This is a genomic window from Candidatus Solirubrobacter pratensis, assembly GCF_000425945.1.
Classification (GTDB): Bacteria; Actinomycetota; Thermoleophilia; order Solirubrobacterales; family Solirubrobacteraceae; genus Solirubrobacter; species Solirubrobacter pratensis.
In genome coordinates, this window is sequence record NZ_AUEK01000006.1 from 53,392 (window position 1) to 68,925 (window position 15,534).

Genomic DNA, 15,534 nt, shown 5'->3' on the forward strand with positions numbered 1-15,534 from the left:
GCGACCCGGATCGCATGCGCCGGGCGAAGCGATCGATCTACTCCCGCAGGAGTATCCGGGCGGCTCGCGGCGCCGATACATTCGCGTCACGGTGCGCTCCCGCGTCCCATCACTCGCCGACGCCGTCGTGCCGCTGCTGGTCGCCGCGGTGATCGTCGCCGCCGGCGTCGTCCACAGCGGCGACGCGCGGGCGCTGCCGCTCGTGCTGAGCTGCGCGGCCGGCCTCTCGCTGTTCGGCCGCCGTCGCCGGCCCGCGGCGACGCTCGCCGTCTCGGGCGCGCTCACGCTCGTCCTGCTGCACGTCGAGCCCGGCGCGGGCGCGACCGCGGTCATCGCGCCGGCCGTCGCGCTGTACTCGCTCGCGCTGCGCGGAGGCGTCCGCGCGCGAGTCGTCGCCGCCGTCGCGGCGGTCGCCGCCGTCGTCGTGGCCGACGCCCTCCACGGCGGCGGGCCGACGATCCTGCAGACGCTCGGGCACGTCCTCCTGGTCGCGATCCCGCTGCTGATCGCCGACGTCCACCGCATCCGCCACGCGAACCTCGCGCTGCTGCAGGAGCGCCTCGCGCTGGCGGAGCGCACGCGCGAGCACGAGGCGGTGCGGCGGGCCGAGCAGGAGCGGCTGGCCATCGCCCGCGACCTGCACGACGTGATCGCCCACACGCTCACGGTCATCAACGTCCAGGCGTCCACGGCGGGGCAGCTGCTCGAGCGCGATCCCGCGCACGTGCGGGGCGCGCTCGACACGATCGAGGAAGCCAGCCGAGACGCGATCGACGAGCTGCGCGCGATCCTCGGGGTGTTGCGCGGGAGCGAGGGCGGTGCGGCACCGCTGCGGCCCGCGCCGGGCCTCGACGACGTCCCGGAGCTGGTCCGGCGCACGCGCGAGGACGGCGTCGAGGTGCGCATGGCGACGGTCGGTGGGCAGGCGCAGCGCGTGCCCGAGGCGGTGTCGCTCGCGGCCTACCGGATCCTGCAGGAGTCGCTGACCAACGCCCGCCGCCACGCCGCGGGTGCGGCGGTCGAGGTCACGCTGTCGTTCGAACCGGACCGGGTGCGGGTGGCGATCGAGAACGGCGAGGGCACGCCCGACGCGGCGAACGGGCACGGGCCCGGCGTCGGGATCATGGGCATGACCGAACGAGCCGTCGCCACCGGCGGGACGCTGACCGCGCGCCGGCTCGCGCGCGGGTTCCGGGTCGACGCCGAGCTCCCATACGCCCGCTCGTGATCCGCGTCCTCGTCGCCGACGACCAGGCCGCAGTCCGGGGCGGCTTCGCGGCGCTGATCGACGCCCAGGACGAGATGCAGGTCGTCGGGGAGGCGGCCAACGGCCGCGAGGCCATCGACCTCTCGCGGCGCGCCTTCCCGCACGTCGTGCTGATGGACGTCCGCATGCCCGTGCTCGACGGCCTGGAGGCCACCCGGCGCATCTGCGCGGATCCGCACCTCGAGGCGACGCGCGTCCTGGTCCTCACGACGTTCGACCTCGACGAGTACGTCTACGGCGCGCTGCGCGCCGGCGCCAGCGGCTTCCTGCTCAAGGACACCCGCCCCGCCGACCTGTTGCGCGCGATCGAGATCGTCGCCGCAGGCGACGCCCTCATCGCCCCGAGCATCACCCGCCGGCTGATCGCCGAGTTCGCCGCGCGGCGCGATCCTGCCGAGCCGCCGGCCGCCCTCGCCGCGCTGACCGAGCGCGAGCGCGAGATCACGCGGCTCGTGGCGGACGGGCTCACGAACGCCGAGATCGCCGGCCGGCTCGTCATCAGCCCGCTGACCGCCAAGACGCACGTCAGCAACGTGCTGCGCAAGCTCGGCTGCCGCGACCGCGCCGCGCTCGTCGCGCTCGCCTACGAGTCGGGCCTCGTCGCCGCGGGCTGATCTCCCAGGGGAATCTCAGGCTTCTCCGAGCATCGGCGCCGATCCTCGACGCATGCCGACGACCTCTGAGCCGCGCACGATCCATGTCGAGTCCGTCATGGGGACCGTGGTCTCGCTCGATCTGCGAGACGACGGCGCGCACGACGCGGCCGTGGCTGCCGCGATGCGCGAGCTGCACCGGGCCGACGCGCGCTTCAGCACCTATCGCGAGGACAGCGAGATCCGCCGCCTCGACCGCGGCGAGCTGCGCATCCCGGACGCGTCGCCGGACGTCCGCGAGGTCCTCGATCGCTGCCTCCGGCTGCGCGCCGAGACGAACGGCTACTTCGACGTGCGCCCGGCGGGGCGGCTGGACCCGTCGGCGCTCGTGAAGGGGTGGGCGGCCCAGCGCGCGGCCGAGATCCTCGTCGCGGGCGGTGCGACGCGCTTCTGCTTGAACCTCGGCGGCGACGTGATCACGCGCGGGCGCGGCTGGCGCATCGGGATCCAGCATCCGCTCGACCGCACCGCCATCGCCGCTCGGGTGCAGGCCGACGACCTGGCGGTGGCGACCTCCGGTGCCTACGAGCGCGGCGCGCACATCGTCGACCCGCACATGCGCGCGGCACCTGGCGACGTCCTCTCGGTCACGGTGACCGGACCCGACCTCGGCACCGCGGATGCGTACAGCACCGCGGCGTTCGCGATGGGCGCCGCCGGCCCGGCGTGGACGCTGGGGCTCGACGACTATGAGGCGATGACGATCCTGGCGGACGCCACGGTGCTGTGCACGCCGGGATTCCCGCTGCTGGAGGACGCCGGATGAGCTCGCAGGCGCTCTGGGCCGGCTGGGAGCAGGAGGAGCCGGCGGCGGTCCCCGAGCCCGAGCCCGTCGCGGCGCCCCGGCCGCGGCGCCGCCGGCTCGCGCGGCAGCGGCCCCGCGTCGTGGACGCGCTCGCAGCGCTCGCCGGGCTCGGGCTCGGCGTCACGCTCGCGCTGGGCATCTCGGCCGAGAGCGCCGGCTCACTGCGCGCTCCCGGCGGCGTCGCGACCGCGCTCGGGCGCCTCAGCGGGCTGGCCGCGGCGTACGCGATGATCGTCGTCGTCGTGCTCGTCGCGCGCTTCGGGCCGCTGGAGCGCGCGATCGGCCAGGACCGGCTGGTGCGCTGGCATCGCCGGCTCGGCCCGTGGCCGCTGTACCTGCTGGGCGCGCACGCGGTGCTGATCACAGCCGGCTACGCCGGCGCCGCGCGCGACGGCCTGCTGCACCAGCTGGGGCAGCTGCTGTGGACCTATCCCGGGATCCTCGCGGCGACCGTCGCGTTCGTGCTCCTGATCGCGGCCGGCGTGAGCTCCTACCGGCTCGCGCGGCGGCGAATGGCGTACGAGACGTGGTGGTCGGTACATCTGTACACGTACCTGGCGCTGTTCCTGTCGTTCTCGCATCAGGTCCACACGGGCGCGTCGTTCGTCGGGCACCCGGTCGCCACGTTCTGGTGGACGGCGCTGTGGATCGGCACGCTCGCGCTCGTGCTCGCCTGCCGCGTCGCGCTGCCGCTGTACCGCTCGCTGCGCCATCGCGTGACGGTCCACGCCGTCGAGCCGGTGGGCCCGCGCACGTACTCCGTCGTCCTGCGCGGACGCCGGCTGAACCGGATCCCGATCGCCGGCGGCCAGTTCCTGCAGTGGCGCATCCTGCGCCCGGGCCTGTGGTGGCAGGCGCATCCGTACTCGCTGTCGGCCGCGCCGAAGCCGAATCGGCTGCGGGTGACGGTCAAGGACCTCGGCGACCACAGCGCCGCGCTCGCGGGGCTCAAGCCCGGCACGCGCGTCGCCTTCGAGGGACCCTACGGCGCGTTCACGGCCGATGCGCGTCGCGGCGATCGCGTGCTGCTGATCGGCGCCGGGGTCGGGATCACACCGATTCGCGCCCTGCTCGAGGAGCTGCCCAAGCGCGTCGACGTCGTCGTCGTGCTGCGCGCGTCGCGTCGCGAGGAGCTCCTCCTGCGCGACGAGATCGCCGCGCTCGTCAGCGCCAGACGCGGGACCCTGCACGAGCTCGTCGGCCCGCGCGAGCAGGTCGACCTCGACGCCGTCCTCGCCCGCGAGCTGACCGACCGCGACGTCTACGTCTGCGGGCCCGGCGGCTTCACCACCGCCGTCACCGCCGCCGCCCGCGCGGCCGGCGTCCCCGGCGACCGCATCCACCACGAGTCCTTCGCCTTCTGAGCATGCGCCGAGCCCCCATCGTCCTCACCGCCACCGCCGCCGGCCTCGCGGCCGTCCTGAGCTTCAAGCCCCACGAGCCGGCGCTGCCCAGCGCCGCCGCGAGCGCGGCGACGCCCGCCGCCACGGCCACGACGCCCGCCGGCGCTGGAGCGTCGCCCTCGGGCAGCAGCGGCTCGAGCGGCACGCGCACCGCCACCGGGGACGTGGTCCCCACGCAATACGGCAATGCCCAGGTCCGCGTGACCGTCACGGACGGCAAGATCACGAAGATCGAGCCGCTCCAGCTGCAGGGCAACGACCCCAAGTCCGTCGCCATCTCCAGCTACGCCGAGCCGCTCCTGCGCCAGAGCGCGCTCGCCAAGCAGAGCGCCGCGATCGACACCGTCAGCGGCGCCACCTTCACGAGCGCGAGCTATGAGGCCTCGCTGCAGTCCGCGCTCGACAAGCTCGGCTTCAAGGCCGCCGACGGATCCCGCGCAAGCACCTCCATGCCCGACATCCAAGACCACCACGGCGGCCCCTTCGGGCGCTGACCGCATCCGCGGGCCGCTCGTCCGGTGCCCAGTCCCAGACCAGCTCGTGGACGACGCGGTCAACCGCCTGATATGCGCCCGGGCGCGCGCTCGCTCGGCGGCGACTCGGCTTCGACGGGCTTGAGCGCCGATCGCCCGCAGGATCGGCAGCGCGCGATCCGCTCGACCGCGCTCGGCGGCAGGTCGGTCTCGTACCTGGTGATGACGGTGACCGCGAGGGCGAGCGCGAGCGTCGGGATCCCGAGCGTCGCCGCCGAGCGGCGTTCGTCGCGGCGCCGGTCAGTCGTGGCCATGCCGATCGGCCACCCAGGCGGCGCGCGCCCTCGCCGCGCCGGTCACTCGGCTTACGAGAACGCGCGCTCGCGGCGGGTGGCGGGTACCTCGCTCCCATGCGTGAGCAGGCGCCCCTCCAGGGGCTCGACGTCAGCGTGTTCGAGATCCCCACCGACCAGCCGGAGTCCGATGGCACGCTGGAGTGGGACTCGACGACCGTGGTGGTCGTCGAGGCTCGCGCCGGCGGCGAGACTGGACTCGGCTACACCTACGCCCAGCGCGGCGCCGCCGACGTGATCGCCGGAAAGCTCGCCGGCGCCGTCGAGGGCCTCGACGCGCTGGCGCCGCAGGCCGCCTGGGCCGCGATGACGCGGGCGGTGCGCAACTCGCTCTCGAGTGGGCTGTGCGGCTACGCGATCTCAGCCGTCGACGTCGCGCTGCACGACCTCAAGGCGCGCCTGCTCGGCGTATCGCTCGCCGACCTGCTCGGGCGCTGGCACGACGGCGTCGACCTCTACGGCTCGGGCGGCTTCACGTCGTACTCGCTCGACCAGCTGCGCCGCCAGGCCGAGGGATGGATGGAGGCGGGCTTCGACAAGGTCAAGATCAAGGTGGGCCGCGATCCCGGCGCCGACGCCGAGCGCCTCGCCGCCGTGCGGGACGCGATCGGGCCCGGCGTGCAGCTGATGGTCGACGCCAACGGCGCGTTCACGCCCGCGCGCGCGCTGGCGGCGGCCCACGGGCCGTATGCCGGCGTCACCTGGTTCGAGGAGCCCGTCTCCTCCGACGACCACGACGGGCTGCGCCGCGTCCGCGACGGCGCCCCCGCCGGCATGCAGATCGCGGCGGGCGAGTACGGCACCGACGTGTTCCACTTCCAGCGCCTGCTCGCCGCGGGCGCGGTCGACGTGCTCCAGGCCGACGTGACCCGCTGCGGCGGCGTGACCGGCGTGCTGCGCGCCGACGCGCTCGCCAAGGCCCACTGCCTGCCGCTCTCGGCGCACTGCGCGCCGGCGGTGAGCGCGCACGTCTTCGCCGCCTGCGAGACGGCGGTTCACCTCGAGTACTTCCACGACCACGTGCGGATCGAGTCGCTGCTCTTCGACGGGACGCGGTCACCCGACGGCGGCCGGCTCGTGCCCGACCGCGACCGGGCGGGCCTCGGCATCGAGCTCAAGCGCGCCGACGCCGACCGCTTCCGCGCCTGACGCCGGCCGCGACCGCGGCGGCGCCCGTGACGACGCGCCGCACATCCGCATCGAGCAGGCCCGGCAGCTGGCGCAGGGCTCATGGCGGGCGATCCGCACCGCGGCCGCATCATCAAGGAGGCGGTCAAGGGCAAGGTGGAGGAGTTGCTCCAGCGCTGAGCGTCGCTGTAAGCGCACTTACAGCGGCGGTTCGAAGCCGCCCCGCGGGGGATAGGCATGCGCCCGTGAATCGGCGCCTGCCTGCACTGCTGCGACAGTTCGGCCGCGACCCGCTCGGCCTCGGGCCGGCTGCGCAGTCGAGGCATTCGCGCGAACTGAAGGCCCGGACCGCCTCGGCCGACCGCGTGGTGCAGTCGGTCTGTCCGTTCTGCGCGGTGGGATGCGGCCAGAAGGTCTACGTCAAGGACGAGAAGGTCGTCCAGATCGAGGGCGATCCGGACTCGCCGATCAGCCGCGGGCGGCTGTGCCCGAAGGGGGCGGCCTCGGAGAACCTGGTCAACAGCCCGCTGCGCGAGAAAAAGGTCAAGTACCGGCCGCCGCACGCGACTGCGTGGCAGGAGCTCGACCTCGAGCGCGCCATGGACATGATCGCCGACCGCGTCGTGCAGACGCGCGCGCAGACGTGGGAGGCGGCCAACGCGCAGGGCCAGCCCTTGAACCGCACGCTCGGTATGGCCTTTCTCGGCGGCGCGACGCTCGACACCGAGGAGAACTACCTGATCAAGAAGTTCTTCACGGCGGCCGGCGCGGTGTCGATCGAGAACCAGGCGCGCATATGACACTCCTCCACGGTCCCCGGTCTGGGGACCTCGTTCGGGCGCGGCGGTGCCACCACGTTCCAGCAGGACCTGCAGAACTCCGACTGCATCGTGATCATGGGCTCCAACATGGCCGAGCAGCACCCGGTGGGCTTCCAGTGGGTGGTCGAGGCCAAGGAACGCGGGGCGCAGGTCTTCCACATCGACCCTCGGTACACGCGCACGAGCGCGATCGCCGACGTGCACATACCGCTGCGCACGGGCTCCGACATCGCATTCCTCGGCGGCGTCATCAACCACATCCTCAGCACGGGCTCGGAGTTCCGCGAGTACGTCCAGCACTTCACGAACGCGCCGGTGATCCTCAAGGAGGAGTTCCGTGACACCGAGCAGCTGAACGGGTTCTTCTCCGGCTGGAACGAGGACGACGGCGCATACGAGGTCGACAGCTGGGGCTACCGCGGCACCTCCGGCGAGTTGGCGGCAGGCAAGCACGAGCAGGTCGCCGACGTCTCCGGCGATCAGGCCCACGGCGCCCACGGCATGGAGCTCGAGCGCGGCGAGCCGCCGGAGCTCGACATGGAGCTCGAGCACCCGATGTGCGTCTTCCAGGTGCTCCAGCGCCACTACGCGCGCTACACGCCCGAGTACGTCGAGCGCGTCTGCGGCGTCCCGCGCGAGCGCTTCCTGCAGGTCGCGGAGGCGCTCTGCCGCAACTCGGGCCCCGAGCGCACGGCGGCCTTCTGCTACGCGGTCGGCTGGACGCAGCACACGACCGGCGTGCAGATCATCCGCGCCGCCTCGATCATCCAGCTGCTGCTCGGCAACATCGGGCGCCCCGGCGGCGGCATCCTCGCGCTGCGCGGGCACGCGAACATCCAGGGCTCGACCGACATCCCGACGCTGTACGACATCCTCCCGAGCTACATCCCGATGCCGCATCCGATGTCAGGCGGCGACCTCGACCAGTTCGTCGACAAGAACGGTCCCAAGACGGGTGTGTGGGGCGATCTGAAGGCCTACACCGTCTCGCTCCTGAAGGCCTGGTTCGGTGACGCCGCGACCGCCGCGAACGGCTTCGGCTTCCCATGGCTGCCGCGGATCAACGGCGACCACTCGCACTACGCGATGCTGCTGCGGATGGTCGACGGCGCCTGCCGCGGCTTCATCTGCGCGGGTCAGAACCCGGTCGTCGGGTCCGCCAACTCGACGCTGGTGCGCAAGGCGCTGCGCAGCCTCGATTGGCTCGTCGTCCGCGACCTCAACGAGGTCGAGACGGCCGCCTTCTGGTACGACAGCCCCGAGATCGAAGCGGGCGCGCTGCGCCCCGAGGACATCGGCACCGAGGTGTTCTTCATGCCCGCCGCCGCCCACACCGAGAAGGACGGCACCTTCACGAACACGCAGCGGCTGCTTCAGTGGCACCACAAGGCGGTCGAGCCGCCCGGGGACTGCCGCTCGGAGCTGTGGTTCACGTACCACCTCGGCCGCCGCATCCGCGACCGGCTCGCCGACTCCACGCTCGAGCGCGACCGGCCCCTGCGGGCCCTGACGTGGGACTACCCGACGCAGGGGCCGCAGGACGAGCCCGACGCCGAGGCCGTGCTCCAGGAGGTCAACGGCCGCCACAGCGACGGATCGTTCGTGAGCAAGTACCAGGAGCTCGAGGAGGACGGCTCGACCACCTGCGGCTCGTGGCTGCATGCCGGCATCTACGCCGACGGCGTCAACCAGACCGCACGGCGGCGGCCGCACGGCGAGCAGAACTGGATCGCACCCGAGTGGGGCTGGGCGTGGCCGTCGAACCGCCGGATCCTCTACAACCGCGCGTCGGCGCGGCCCGATGGGACGCCGTGGTCCGAACGCAAGCGCTACGTCTGGTGGGACGCGGCCGAAGGCAAGTGGACCTCACTCGGCGACGACCCGGACTTCACGCCCGACAAGGCGCCCGACTACGTCCCCGAGGAAGGGGCGACGGGGGCGCAGGCGCTGCGCGGCACCACCCCGTTCATCGCCCATCCCGACGGCCTCGGCTGGCTGTACGCGCCGAGCGGCCTCGTCGACGGGCCGCTGCCGACGCACTACGAGCCGCACGAGTCGCCCGTCGCCAACGCGTTCTATCCGGTCAACGCGAACCCGACCCGGCAACGGCTGCGCGACGACGACAACCCGTACCACCCGCCCGAGTCCGGCGTCTTCCCGTTCGTGCTGACGACCTACCGCCTCACCGAGCACCACACCGCGGGCGGCATGTCGCGCTCGGTGCCGTATCTGGCCGAGCTGCAGCCGGAGCTGTTCGTCGAGGTCAGCCCGGAGCTCGCCGCCGCGCGTGGTCTCGACCACGCCGGCTGGGCCACGATCGTCACGGCGCGCTCGGCGATCGAGGCGCGCGTGATGGTGACCGACCGGCTGCGGCCGCTGGCCGTCGACGGCCGTGAGATCCACCAGGTCGGGCTGCCCTATCACTGGGGACGCAAGGGCCTGGTCACCGGCGACGCGGCCAACGAGCTGCTGTCGCAGGTGCTCGACCTCAACACCCACATCTCCGAGTACAAGTCGGCGACGTGCGACATCCGGCCCGGCCGGCGGCCGCGCGGCGCGCAGCTGCGCGCACTCGTGGAGGACTATCGGCGGCGCGGACAGGTCCGCTACGAGAGCCGCCACGACAGCCGCGGAGGGGACGTGAGCTGATGGGCTTCGATCTCGGCACGCGCGTGTGGCCGGCCGCCTACGGCGACGAGGCGCGCCCGCGCATGGGCTTCTTCACCGACACCAGCGTCTGCATCGGCTGCAAGGCCTGCGAGGTGGCGTGCAAGGAGTGGAACCAGATCCCCGCCTCGCCCCAGGGCTTCACCGGCGAGTCGCTCGACAACACGATCGACCTGGGCGCCGACACGTGGCGCCATGTTGCGTTCATCGAACAGCGCAAGCCCCTGTCGCCCGGCGAGGACGGCGCGACGCTGGCGCAGACCGCCGCGCTGGGGTCGCTGGCGCAGGAGACCGGGCTGCATACCTACCAGGACGGCGACGGCATGCGCTGGCTGATGGCCTCCGACGTGTGCAAGCACTGCACGCACGCCGCGTGCCTGGAGGTGTGCCCGACCGGCGCCCTGTTCCGGACGGAGTTCGGCACCGTGGTGGTCCAGGAGGACGTGTGCAACGGCTGCGGCTACTGCGTCCCCGCCTGCCCGTTCGGGGTGCTCGACCAGCGCGAGGACGACGGCCGCGTGTGGAAGTGCACGCTGTGCTACGACCGCCTCAAGGACGACAAGGAGCCGGCCTGCGCACAGGCCTGTCCGACGAACTCGATCCAGTTCGGCGAGCTCGGCGACCTGCGCCGGCGCGCCGAGGCGCGCCTGGCCACGCTCCAGGACGCCGGTCTGCACGAGGCGCGGCTCTACGGCGCGGACGAGGACGATGGAGTGGGCGGCTTCGGCGCGTTCTTCCTGCTGCTCGACGAGCCCGAGACCTACCACCTCCCGCCCGACCCCGTCGACACCGTGCGCGACCTCGGCGGCATCTGGGCTGCGGCGGGAGCGGCGGCCGCCGCGCTCGGCGGCGCGCTCGCCGCCGCGGTGCTGTGGAGGCGTGGATGAGGCCGGAGCTCGGCGCCACGCGGCCCGCGCGCGAGCACGGCAGCTCGCCCTACGGGCGTCCGGTCATCAAGCCGCCGGTCTGGACGCCCGAGATCCCCGCCTACTTCTACGCAGGTGGACTGGCGGGGGCCTCGGCCGGACTGGGGCTGCTCTCGGACCTGCGGGGCGAGCACGCGCTCGCGCGACGCGCGTGGGCGCTGGCGCTGGCCGGCAGCATCGTCAGCCCGGCGCTGCTGATCTCCGACCTCGGCGTGCCGGCGCGGTTCCTGCATATGCTGCGCATGTTCAAGGTCACGTCGCCGATGAGCGTCGGGTCGTGGATCCTCGCCGGCTTCGGGACCGCCACGGCGCCCGCCGCGGCGCACGCCTTCGTCGGCCTCGGAGCGCCGGGGCGCGCCGCCCAGGTCGCCGCGGCGCTGCTCGGCCTCCCGCTCAGCTCGTACACCGGGGCGCTGGTGGCGAACACGGCGGTGCCGGTGTGGCACGAGGCGCGCCTGGAGCTGCCGTTCCTGTTCACCGCCGGCGCGGCGGCCAGCGCCGGCGCCGCCGCGACCGTCCTCTCGCCCGTGCGCGAGGCCCAGGCGGCACGGCGGCTCGCCGTCGGCGGGGCGGTCGCGGAGGTCGCCATCGATCGGCTCATGCGGCGCCGGCTCCGCTCGCGCGGCGTCGCCGGCGCCTACGAGGAGGGCATGCCCAAGCAGCTCGACCGCGCGGCGACGGCGCTGACCGCCGGAGGTGCCGCGGTGGTGGCGCTGCGCGGCGGCCGTTCGCGGGGTGCGGCGATCGCCGGGGGACTGCTGCTGTCCGCCGGCGCCGTGGCGGAGCGCTGGGCGATCTTCCGCGGCGGGGCCTCCTCCGCCGCGCGTCCGCAGGACACGACGGGCCCGCAGCGCTCGCGCATCGAGCGCGGCGAGAGCCGCGGCGCCGCGCGCTCGCACGCGCTCCAGCCCGCTCCGGCGGCGCACGACGGCGCGCGTCCCGGGATGCGGCCGGCGCCGCCGGGATCGCCCGCGATCGACGCCGGCCCAGGCGCATGAGCGCCACCGACGTCGAGGTCTCGCGCGCGCTCAACGCGCTCGTCACGACGCTCAACGATCAGCGTCCGGTCGAGCCCGACGAGGCGCGCTGGCAGGCGATCGTGACCGGAGCGCTCGGCGGCGGGCGCACGATCGTCGTCCGGCGCGAGCGCGACGGCGGCGCGCTTCACGACGCGCAGGACGGTCGCGTGCTCGGCCGCTTCCGGCGCGAGGGCGACCGTTGGCTCTCCGAACGCGCCGGCGCGCCGCTCAGCGGTGGTTACATCCCACGCTGAGATCGAGTGCCCGCCGCTGCAGGGCTCGCCGCTGCTCGCGCCGGCAGCGGCGCGGCTGTTGGCAAGCGGTGTCTATGAGCTGTCGGCCACGGGCGCGTGGAAGACGATCTCGGGCATCTTCGGGCTCGGCGTGGTGATCCTCGCGGCGTACCTCGTGTGGGCGCTCCAGCTCGAGGACAGCCGGCACGCGAGCGTCCTCCCGACACGCGCGGCCCCGCGGCGCTCGCCTCCCCGGAGGGCGACAGCGTCACGCGGGAGGCGGGTGTCCGACCCGAGCTCTAGCCCAGGCGCGCCGCGGCGCTGCCGAGACCGTCGATCTCGGCGCGAAGCTCGTCACCTGCCGCCACGGGCACGTGCACGACCGAGCCGGCCAGGATCCGGTCACCCGCGATGAGGCACTCGCCGCAGGCACTGAGAACTCGCGCGACCTCGCGGACGACGGTCACAGGGTCGCGGGGCTCTTCGTCGGCCTCGTGCACGCGTCCGTTGACGCTGAGCGTTGCGGAACCGATGGTCGAGCCTCGCCCGGGATGGGGTTCGCCGATCACCACCGCCCGGTGGAACAGGTTCCCTCTGATGATGGCCTGGCCGTCCGCGGGTGGCCGCGCGACGTCGACGATCTCCAAGGCGACGCGAAAGCCCGCGATGGCGCTGCGGATCGCGTCGTCCGCCGCCTCGGCGCCGATGGACCGTCCGAGCACGATCACGACCTCCGTCTCGGCGCGCAAGGCCCGCGCGGCGCCGACGCGATAGGTGTCGCCGTCGCGAAGCACGCTTCGGGGCGAGATCCATCCGACGGCGGGCAGCGCCGGGCTCAGCGCGTCGACCTCGGCGATGGCATGTCCGACCTTCCACCCGACCCGGACCTCAGCGTCGCCGGCCTCCTCGCGAAGCCGCCGGAACAGGGCCAGCTGCGCGTCGAGGATCGCTGGATTCAGGCGAGCGCCGCGCATGCTCGCATGATGCCCGCCGTGTACGCGACAGAGGCGCTTCCCGCGACGCGACACTCCGTCACGCCCTCCTGATAGGTTGCCCGCGCCGAGTCTCCGTCGCACCTGCGACGGGGAGCGGGGGACCCATTGGCCGCTTCGGCGGCCGGGGGCGAATGGCCGCCGGAGCGCGGCCTAGCGCGGTGTTGCCGCGCGAGCCCGACAGCTAACCCCGTAGGCACCGACATCGCTCAGCCGAGCGGGTCCGCGACGGGCCCGTGGTCGGCCCCAACTGAAGGAGGCTCGATTGGCCCCCCAGGCCTTCGTCCGCCGCTGTCGCCCCCTGCTCGCGGTCGCGTTGCTGCTCGCCGCGGTGGGCGTTGCCCGCGTCTCCCCCGCCGATGCCGCCGGGGATCACGAGAAGAGCAAGCGCAGGCACGGCACGACGCACCACCACAAGCACCACCACAAGCACAAGCGCAAGCACCGCTCCAAGAAGCGCAGCCACAACCACGGGTCCAAGCATCATCGTCGCCCGAGGCCGCACGCGAGCCCGCCGGCTGCGGCGCCGGGCGCTGCGCCGGCGCCGGCGCCGGCGCCGGGGGCGAGCCCGAGCGCGCCGTCGGGGCAGGCGATGCCCAACGGTGACGTGCCCGGCTGGCACCAGGTGTTCGCGGACGACTTCCAGACCAACGTGCCGCTGGGCAGCTTCCCCGGCGCCGTCGGCGGCCGCTGGGACGACTACCCCGACGGATCGTCCGACACCTCCAAGCGCGGCACGTACATGCCGTCGAAGGTCGTCAGCATCGGCAACGGCATCATGAACCTGCATCTGCACACCGAGAACGGCGTGCACATGGTCGCCGTCCCGTATCCGAAGATCCCGGGCGCCAGCTCCCACAACGGGATGCTGTACGGACGCTACGCGGTCCGCTTCCGCTCGGATCCCGTCCCGGGATACAAGACGGCATGGCTGCTGTGGCCGGACAGCGGAAGCTGGCCGGGTGACGGCGAGATCGACTTCCCCGAGGGCCAGCTCGACGGCACGATCTCGGCGTTCATGCACCGCCAGGGCGGCAGCGGCGGCGGCGACCAGGACGCCTTCGACACCCCGGCGACGTACACGTCATGGCACACCGCGGTGCTCGAGTGGAGCCCCGCGGCCACGCGGTTCATCCTCGACGGGAACGTCATCGGGACCTCGACCAGCCGCATCCCGAACACCCCGATGCACTGGGTGCTCCAGACCGAGACGTCGCTCGAGTCGGCTCCGAGCGACAGCGCGGAGGGCAACGTGCAGGTCGACTGGGTCGCGGTCTACCGACCGGCCTAGGCGATCGCGGCGCGCGACCGGGCGAGCCGTCCCGGTCGCGCGCGGCGGTCCCGCCGCGACGTCGCGCGCGGAACCGACCCGGAACGGCGTGAACGGCACGTGACGCGGTGTTCCTTTCTGACACCAACGGCCCGAGATGTTGATCAATGCCTCCAGGAAGGGCAGGATCGCCGGGAACATGGACCGTGGTTGGCGAGCGGCGCGCCGGATTGGCGCTGCGGGCGGGGCAGTCGTGCTGAGCGGGCTGGCGCTGGTGCTGCCCGGTGGCGCTCGGGCCGCGAGCGCGCCGCTGGTCACCTCCGGACCCGTGGTCAGCGGAACCGCCGAGGTGGGGGCCGTCCTGACCGCAAGCGGGACCTGGACCGGCGACCCGTCGCCCGCCGCCGCGTGGACGTGGCTGCGCTGCCCGGCGCCCACCGGCCCCTGCACGGCGATCGCCGGTGCCACGGACTCCGCCTATGGCGTGACGTCTTCCGACGTGGGGTCGGTGCTGCGGGTCCGGGTCAAGCTGAGCAACAGCGCCGGATCGGACCAGAAGCGCTCGAAGCCGACGGCCGTGGTCACGGCCGCGCCCGCGCCGGTCCCGACGCCCACGCCGACTCCCGCACCCACGCCCAAGCCCACGCCCACGCCGACGGGCACGCCGGCGCCGACGGCCACGGCGAGCCCGGCGCCGAGCTTCGACGATTCGGCGGCGCCGGTCGCGACCTCGCCCGCGGCGGGCGCGCCGAAGCGGCCTTCCCCGCGTGCGCGGATGCTGGAGCCGTTCCCGGTCGTCCGCATCCGGGGCGTGCTGACGGCGACGGGCGCCCGCGTCTCGCTGTTGAGCGTGAAGTCGCCGCGCGGCGCGCGCGTCACCGTGCTGTGCCGCGGCCGCGATTGTCCGGTGCGCCGCTTCACCGCCGCGGCAGGGATGCAGCGGCTGCGTCCGTTCGAGCGCCCGCTCCGCGCCGGGACGCGGCTGGAAGTCTCGGTCAGCAAGCCCGGCTACGTCGGCAAGCTCACCGTGATCGTGATCCGCCGCGACGCGGCGCCGCGGCGATCGGATCGGTGTCTGGCGCCCGGGTCGAAGCGGGCGGTGCGATGCACGGCGGCGTGACGTGGCCTCGCCGCGACGGGCCGGGCATCGCGATTCGCCCGGCGCTCGTGCTGGCTCCGGCGATCGGGTTCGCCGCGGCGTTCGCGATCACGATCGCGTTGTCCGGCGCCGGCGGCGCGCCGCAGCCGCACCGCTCGAGCGGCCCGGAACAGCGGCCATCGGGTGCGCGCCCCGCCGTTGCGCGACCGCTGAGGAGCGTCGCCGCCCTACCGGCCCTGCCCGGCCCGCTCGGAGCCTCGAGCGTGCAAGCGGGCGCGACGAGCCCCGCGCCGCAGGCGCCGAGCGTTGCGTCGTCGCCGTCGCCCGCTCCGAGGTCGTCCTCGAGCGACGGCCGGGCGAAGACCGGGCCCGCATCGACGCCGGCCGCCTCCCCGCCCGCCGACGTGCAGCGGCCGCCGGCTGCC

At 73.8% G+C, this 15,534-nt stretch carries 15 protein-coding genes and 1 riboswitch; of the genes, 13 read left to right on the plus strand and 2 right to left on the minus strand.

Features of this window, described 5'->3' with window-relative positions; translation table 11 throughout:
* The first annotated feature begins 91 nt into the window (after positions 1-91).
* From H958_RS0104045 to H958_RS34850, 5 genes are read left to right on the plus strand one after another with little or no spacing between them, the layout of a single operon-like run.
* Positions 92-1,228, plus strand: a complete 1,137-nt coding sequence (locus tag H958_RS0104045) for a sensor histidine kinase (RefSeq protein WP_051323791.1) — start codon at positions 92-94, stop codon at positions 1,226-1,228.
* Positions 1,225-1,881, plus strand: a complete 657-nt coding sequence (locus H958_RS0104050) for a response regulator (RefSeq protein ID WP_028057720.1) — start codon at positions 1,225-1,227, stop codon at positions 1,879-1,881. Before H958_RS0104045 ends, H958_RS0104050 begins: the two co-directional genes overlap by 4 nt.
* Before the next feature lie 52 nt (positions 1,882-1,933).
* Entirely contained in the window at positions 1,934-2,686 is a 753-nt protein-coding gene (locus H958_RS0104055; RefSeq protein WP_051323792.1) for an FAD:protein FMN transferase, read from the plus strand.
* Positions 2,683-4,089 (plus strand): ferredoxin reductase family protein, encoded by a 1,407-nt coding sequence (locus H958_RS0104060; RefSeq protein WP_081685586.1) that lies wholly within the window; start codon positions 2,683-2,685, stop codon positions 4,087-4,089. The genes H958_RS0104055 and H958_RS0104060 overlap by 4 nt, the downstream gene beginning before the upstream one ends.
* Positions 4,090-4,091: 2 nt before the next feature.
* Complete coding sequence (locus tag H958_RS34850) at positions 4,092-4,622, plus strand: FMN-binding protein (protein WP_051323793.1); 531 nt, start codon at positions 4,092-4,094, stop codon at positions 4,620-4,622.
* A gap of 59 nt (positions 4,623-4,681) precedes the next feature.
* On the opposite strand, the gene H958_RS0104070 is transcribed toward H958_RS34850, so the two are convergent.
* Positions 4,682-4,915 (minus strand): hypothetical protein, encoded by a 234-nt coding sequence (locus tag H958_RS0104070; protein WP_028057723.1) that lies wholly within the window; start codon positions 4,913-4,915, stop codon positions 4,682-4,684.
* A 96-nt stretch (positions 4,916-5,011) separates the two neighbouring features.
* On the opposite strand from H958_RS0104070, the gene H958_RS0104075 reads away from it, so the two are divergent.
* The 5 genes from H958_RS0104075 to H958_RS0104100 all read left to right on the plus strand — a co-directional run bounded on the left by H958_RS0104075 (position 5,012) and on the right by H958_RS0104100 (position 11,769).
* Positions 5,012-6,103: an enolase C-terminal domain-like protein gene (locus H958_RS0104075; RefSeq protein WP_028057724.1), complete on the plus strand. Its 1,092-nt coding sequence runs from the start codon at positions 5,012-5,014 to the stop codon at positions 6,101-6,103.
* Positions 6,104-6,327: 224 nt separating this feature from the next.
* Complete coding sequence (gene fdh, locus H958_RS0104085; protein WP_255325406.1) at positions 6,328-9,552, plus strand: formate dehydrogenase; 3,225 nt, start codon at positions 6,328-6,330, stop codon at positions 9,550-9,552.
* Positions 9,552-10,457 carry a 4Fe-4S dicluster domain-containing protein gene (locus tag H958_RS0104090; protein WP_051323795.1) on the plus strand — a complete coding sequence of 302 codons (906 nt, stop codon included), beginning with the start codon at positions 9,552-9,554 and terminating at the stop codon, positions 10,455-10,457. Before fdh ends, H958_RS0104090 begins: the two co-directional genes overlap by 1 nt.
* Positions 10,454-11,494 carry a polysulfide reductase NrfD family protein gene (locus tag H958_RS34855; RefSeq protein WP_156027671.1) on the plus strand — a complete coding sequence of 347 codons (1,041 nt, stop codon included), beginning with the start codon at positions 10,454-10,456 and terminating at the stop codon, positions 11,492-11,494. Before H958_RS0104090 ends, H958_RS34855 begins: the two co-directional genes overlap by 4 nt.
* The gene (locus tag H958_RS0104100; protein WP_028057728.1) at positions 11,491-11,769 is read left to right on the plus strand and encodes a hypothetical protein; all 279 of its coding nucleotides are present in this window, start codon (positions 11,491-11,493) and stop codon (positions 11,767-11,769) included. The genes H958_RS34855 and H958_RS0104100 overlap by 4 nt, the downstream gene beginning before the upstream one ends.
* A gap of 278 nt (positions 11,770-12,047) precedes the next feature.
* Here H958_RS0104100 and H958_RS0104105 read toward each other — a convergent pair whose 3' ends face one another.
* On the minus strand, positions 12,048-12,695 hold the full coding sequence (locus H958_RS0104105; protein ID WP_255325410.1) for a fumarylacetoacetate hydrolase family protein: 648 nt from the start codon (positions 12,693-12,695) through the stop codon (positions 12,048-12,050).
* Here H958_RS0104105 and H958_RS47310 point away from each other — a divergent pair.
* The 3 genes from H958_RS47310 to H958_RS47315 all read left to right on the plus strand — a co-directional run bounded on the left by H958_RS47310 (position 12,609) and on the right by H958_RS47315 (position 15,130).
* Positions 12,609-12,794, plus strand: a complete 186-nt coding sequence (locus H958_RS47310) for a hypothetical protein (RefSeq protein ID WP_196807194.1) — start codon at positions 12,609-12,611, stop codon at positions 12,792-12,794. The genes H958_RS0104105 and H958_RS47310 overlap by 87 nt on opposite strands.
* A 12-nt stretch (positions 12,795-12,806) precedes the next feature.
* Positions 12,807-12,938, plus strand: a riboswitch (cyclic di-AMP (ydaO/yuaA leader).
* A gap of 67 nt (positions 12,939-13,005) precedes the next feature.
* A complete protein-coding gene (locus H958_RS34860) occupies positions 13,006-14,031 on the plus strand; it encodes a glycoside hydrolase family 16 protein (protein WP_196807195.1) in 1,026 nt (341 codons plus the stop codon).
* 232 nt (positions 14,032-14,263) lie between these two features.
* Positions 14,264-15,130, plus strand: coding sequence for a hypothetical protein (locus H958_RS47315; protein WP_196807196.1), 867 nt, complete (start codon positions 14,264-14,266; stop codon positions 15,128-15,130).
* Positions 15,131-15,534: the final 404 nt, after the last annotated feature.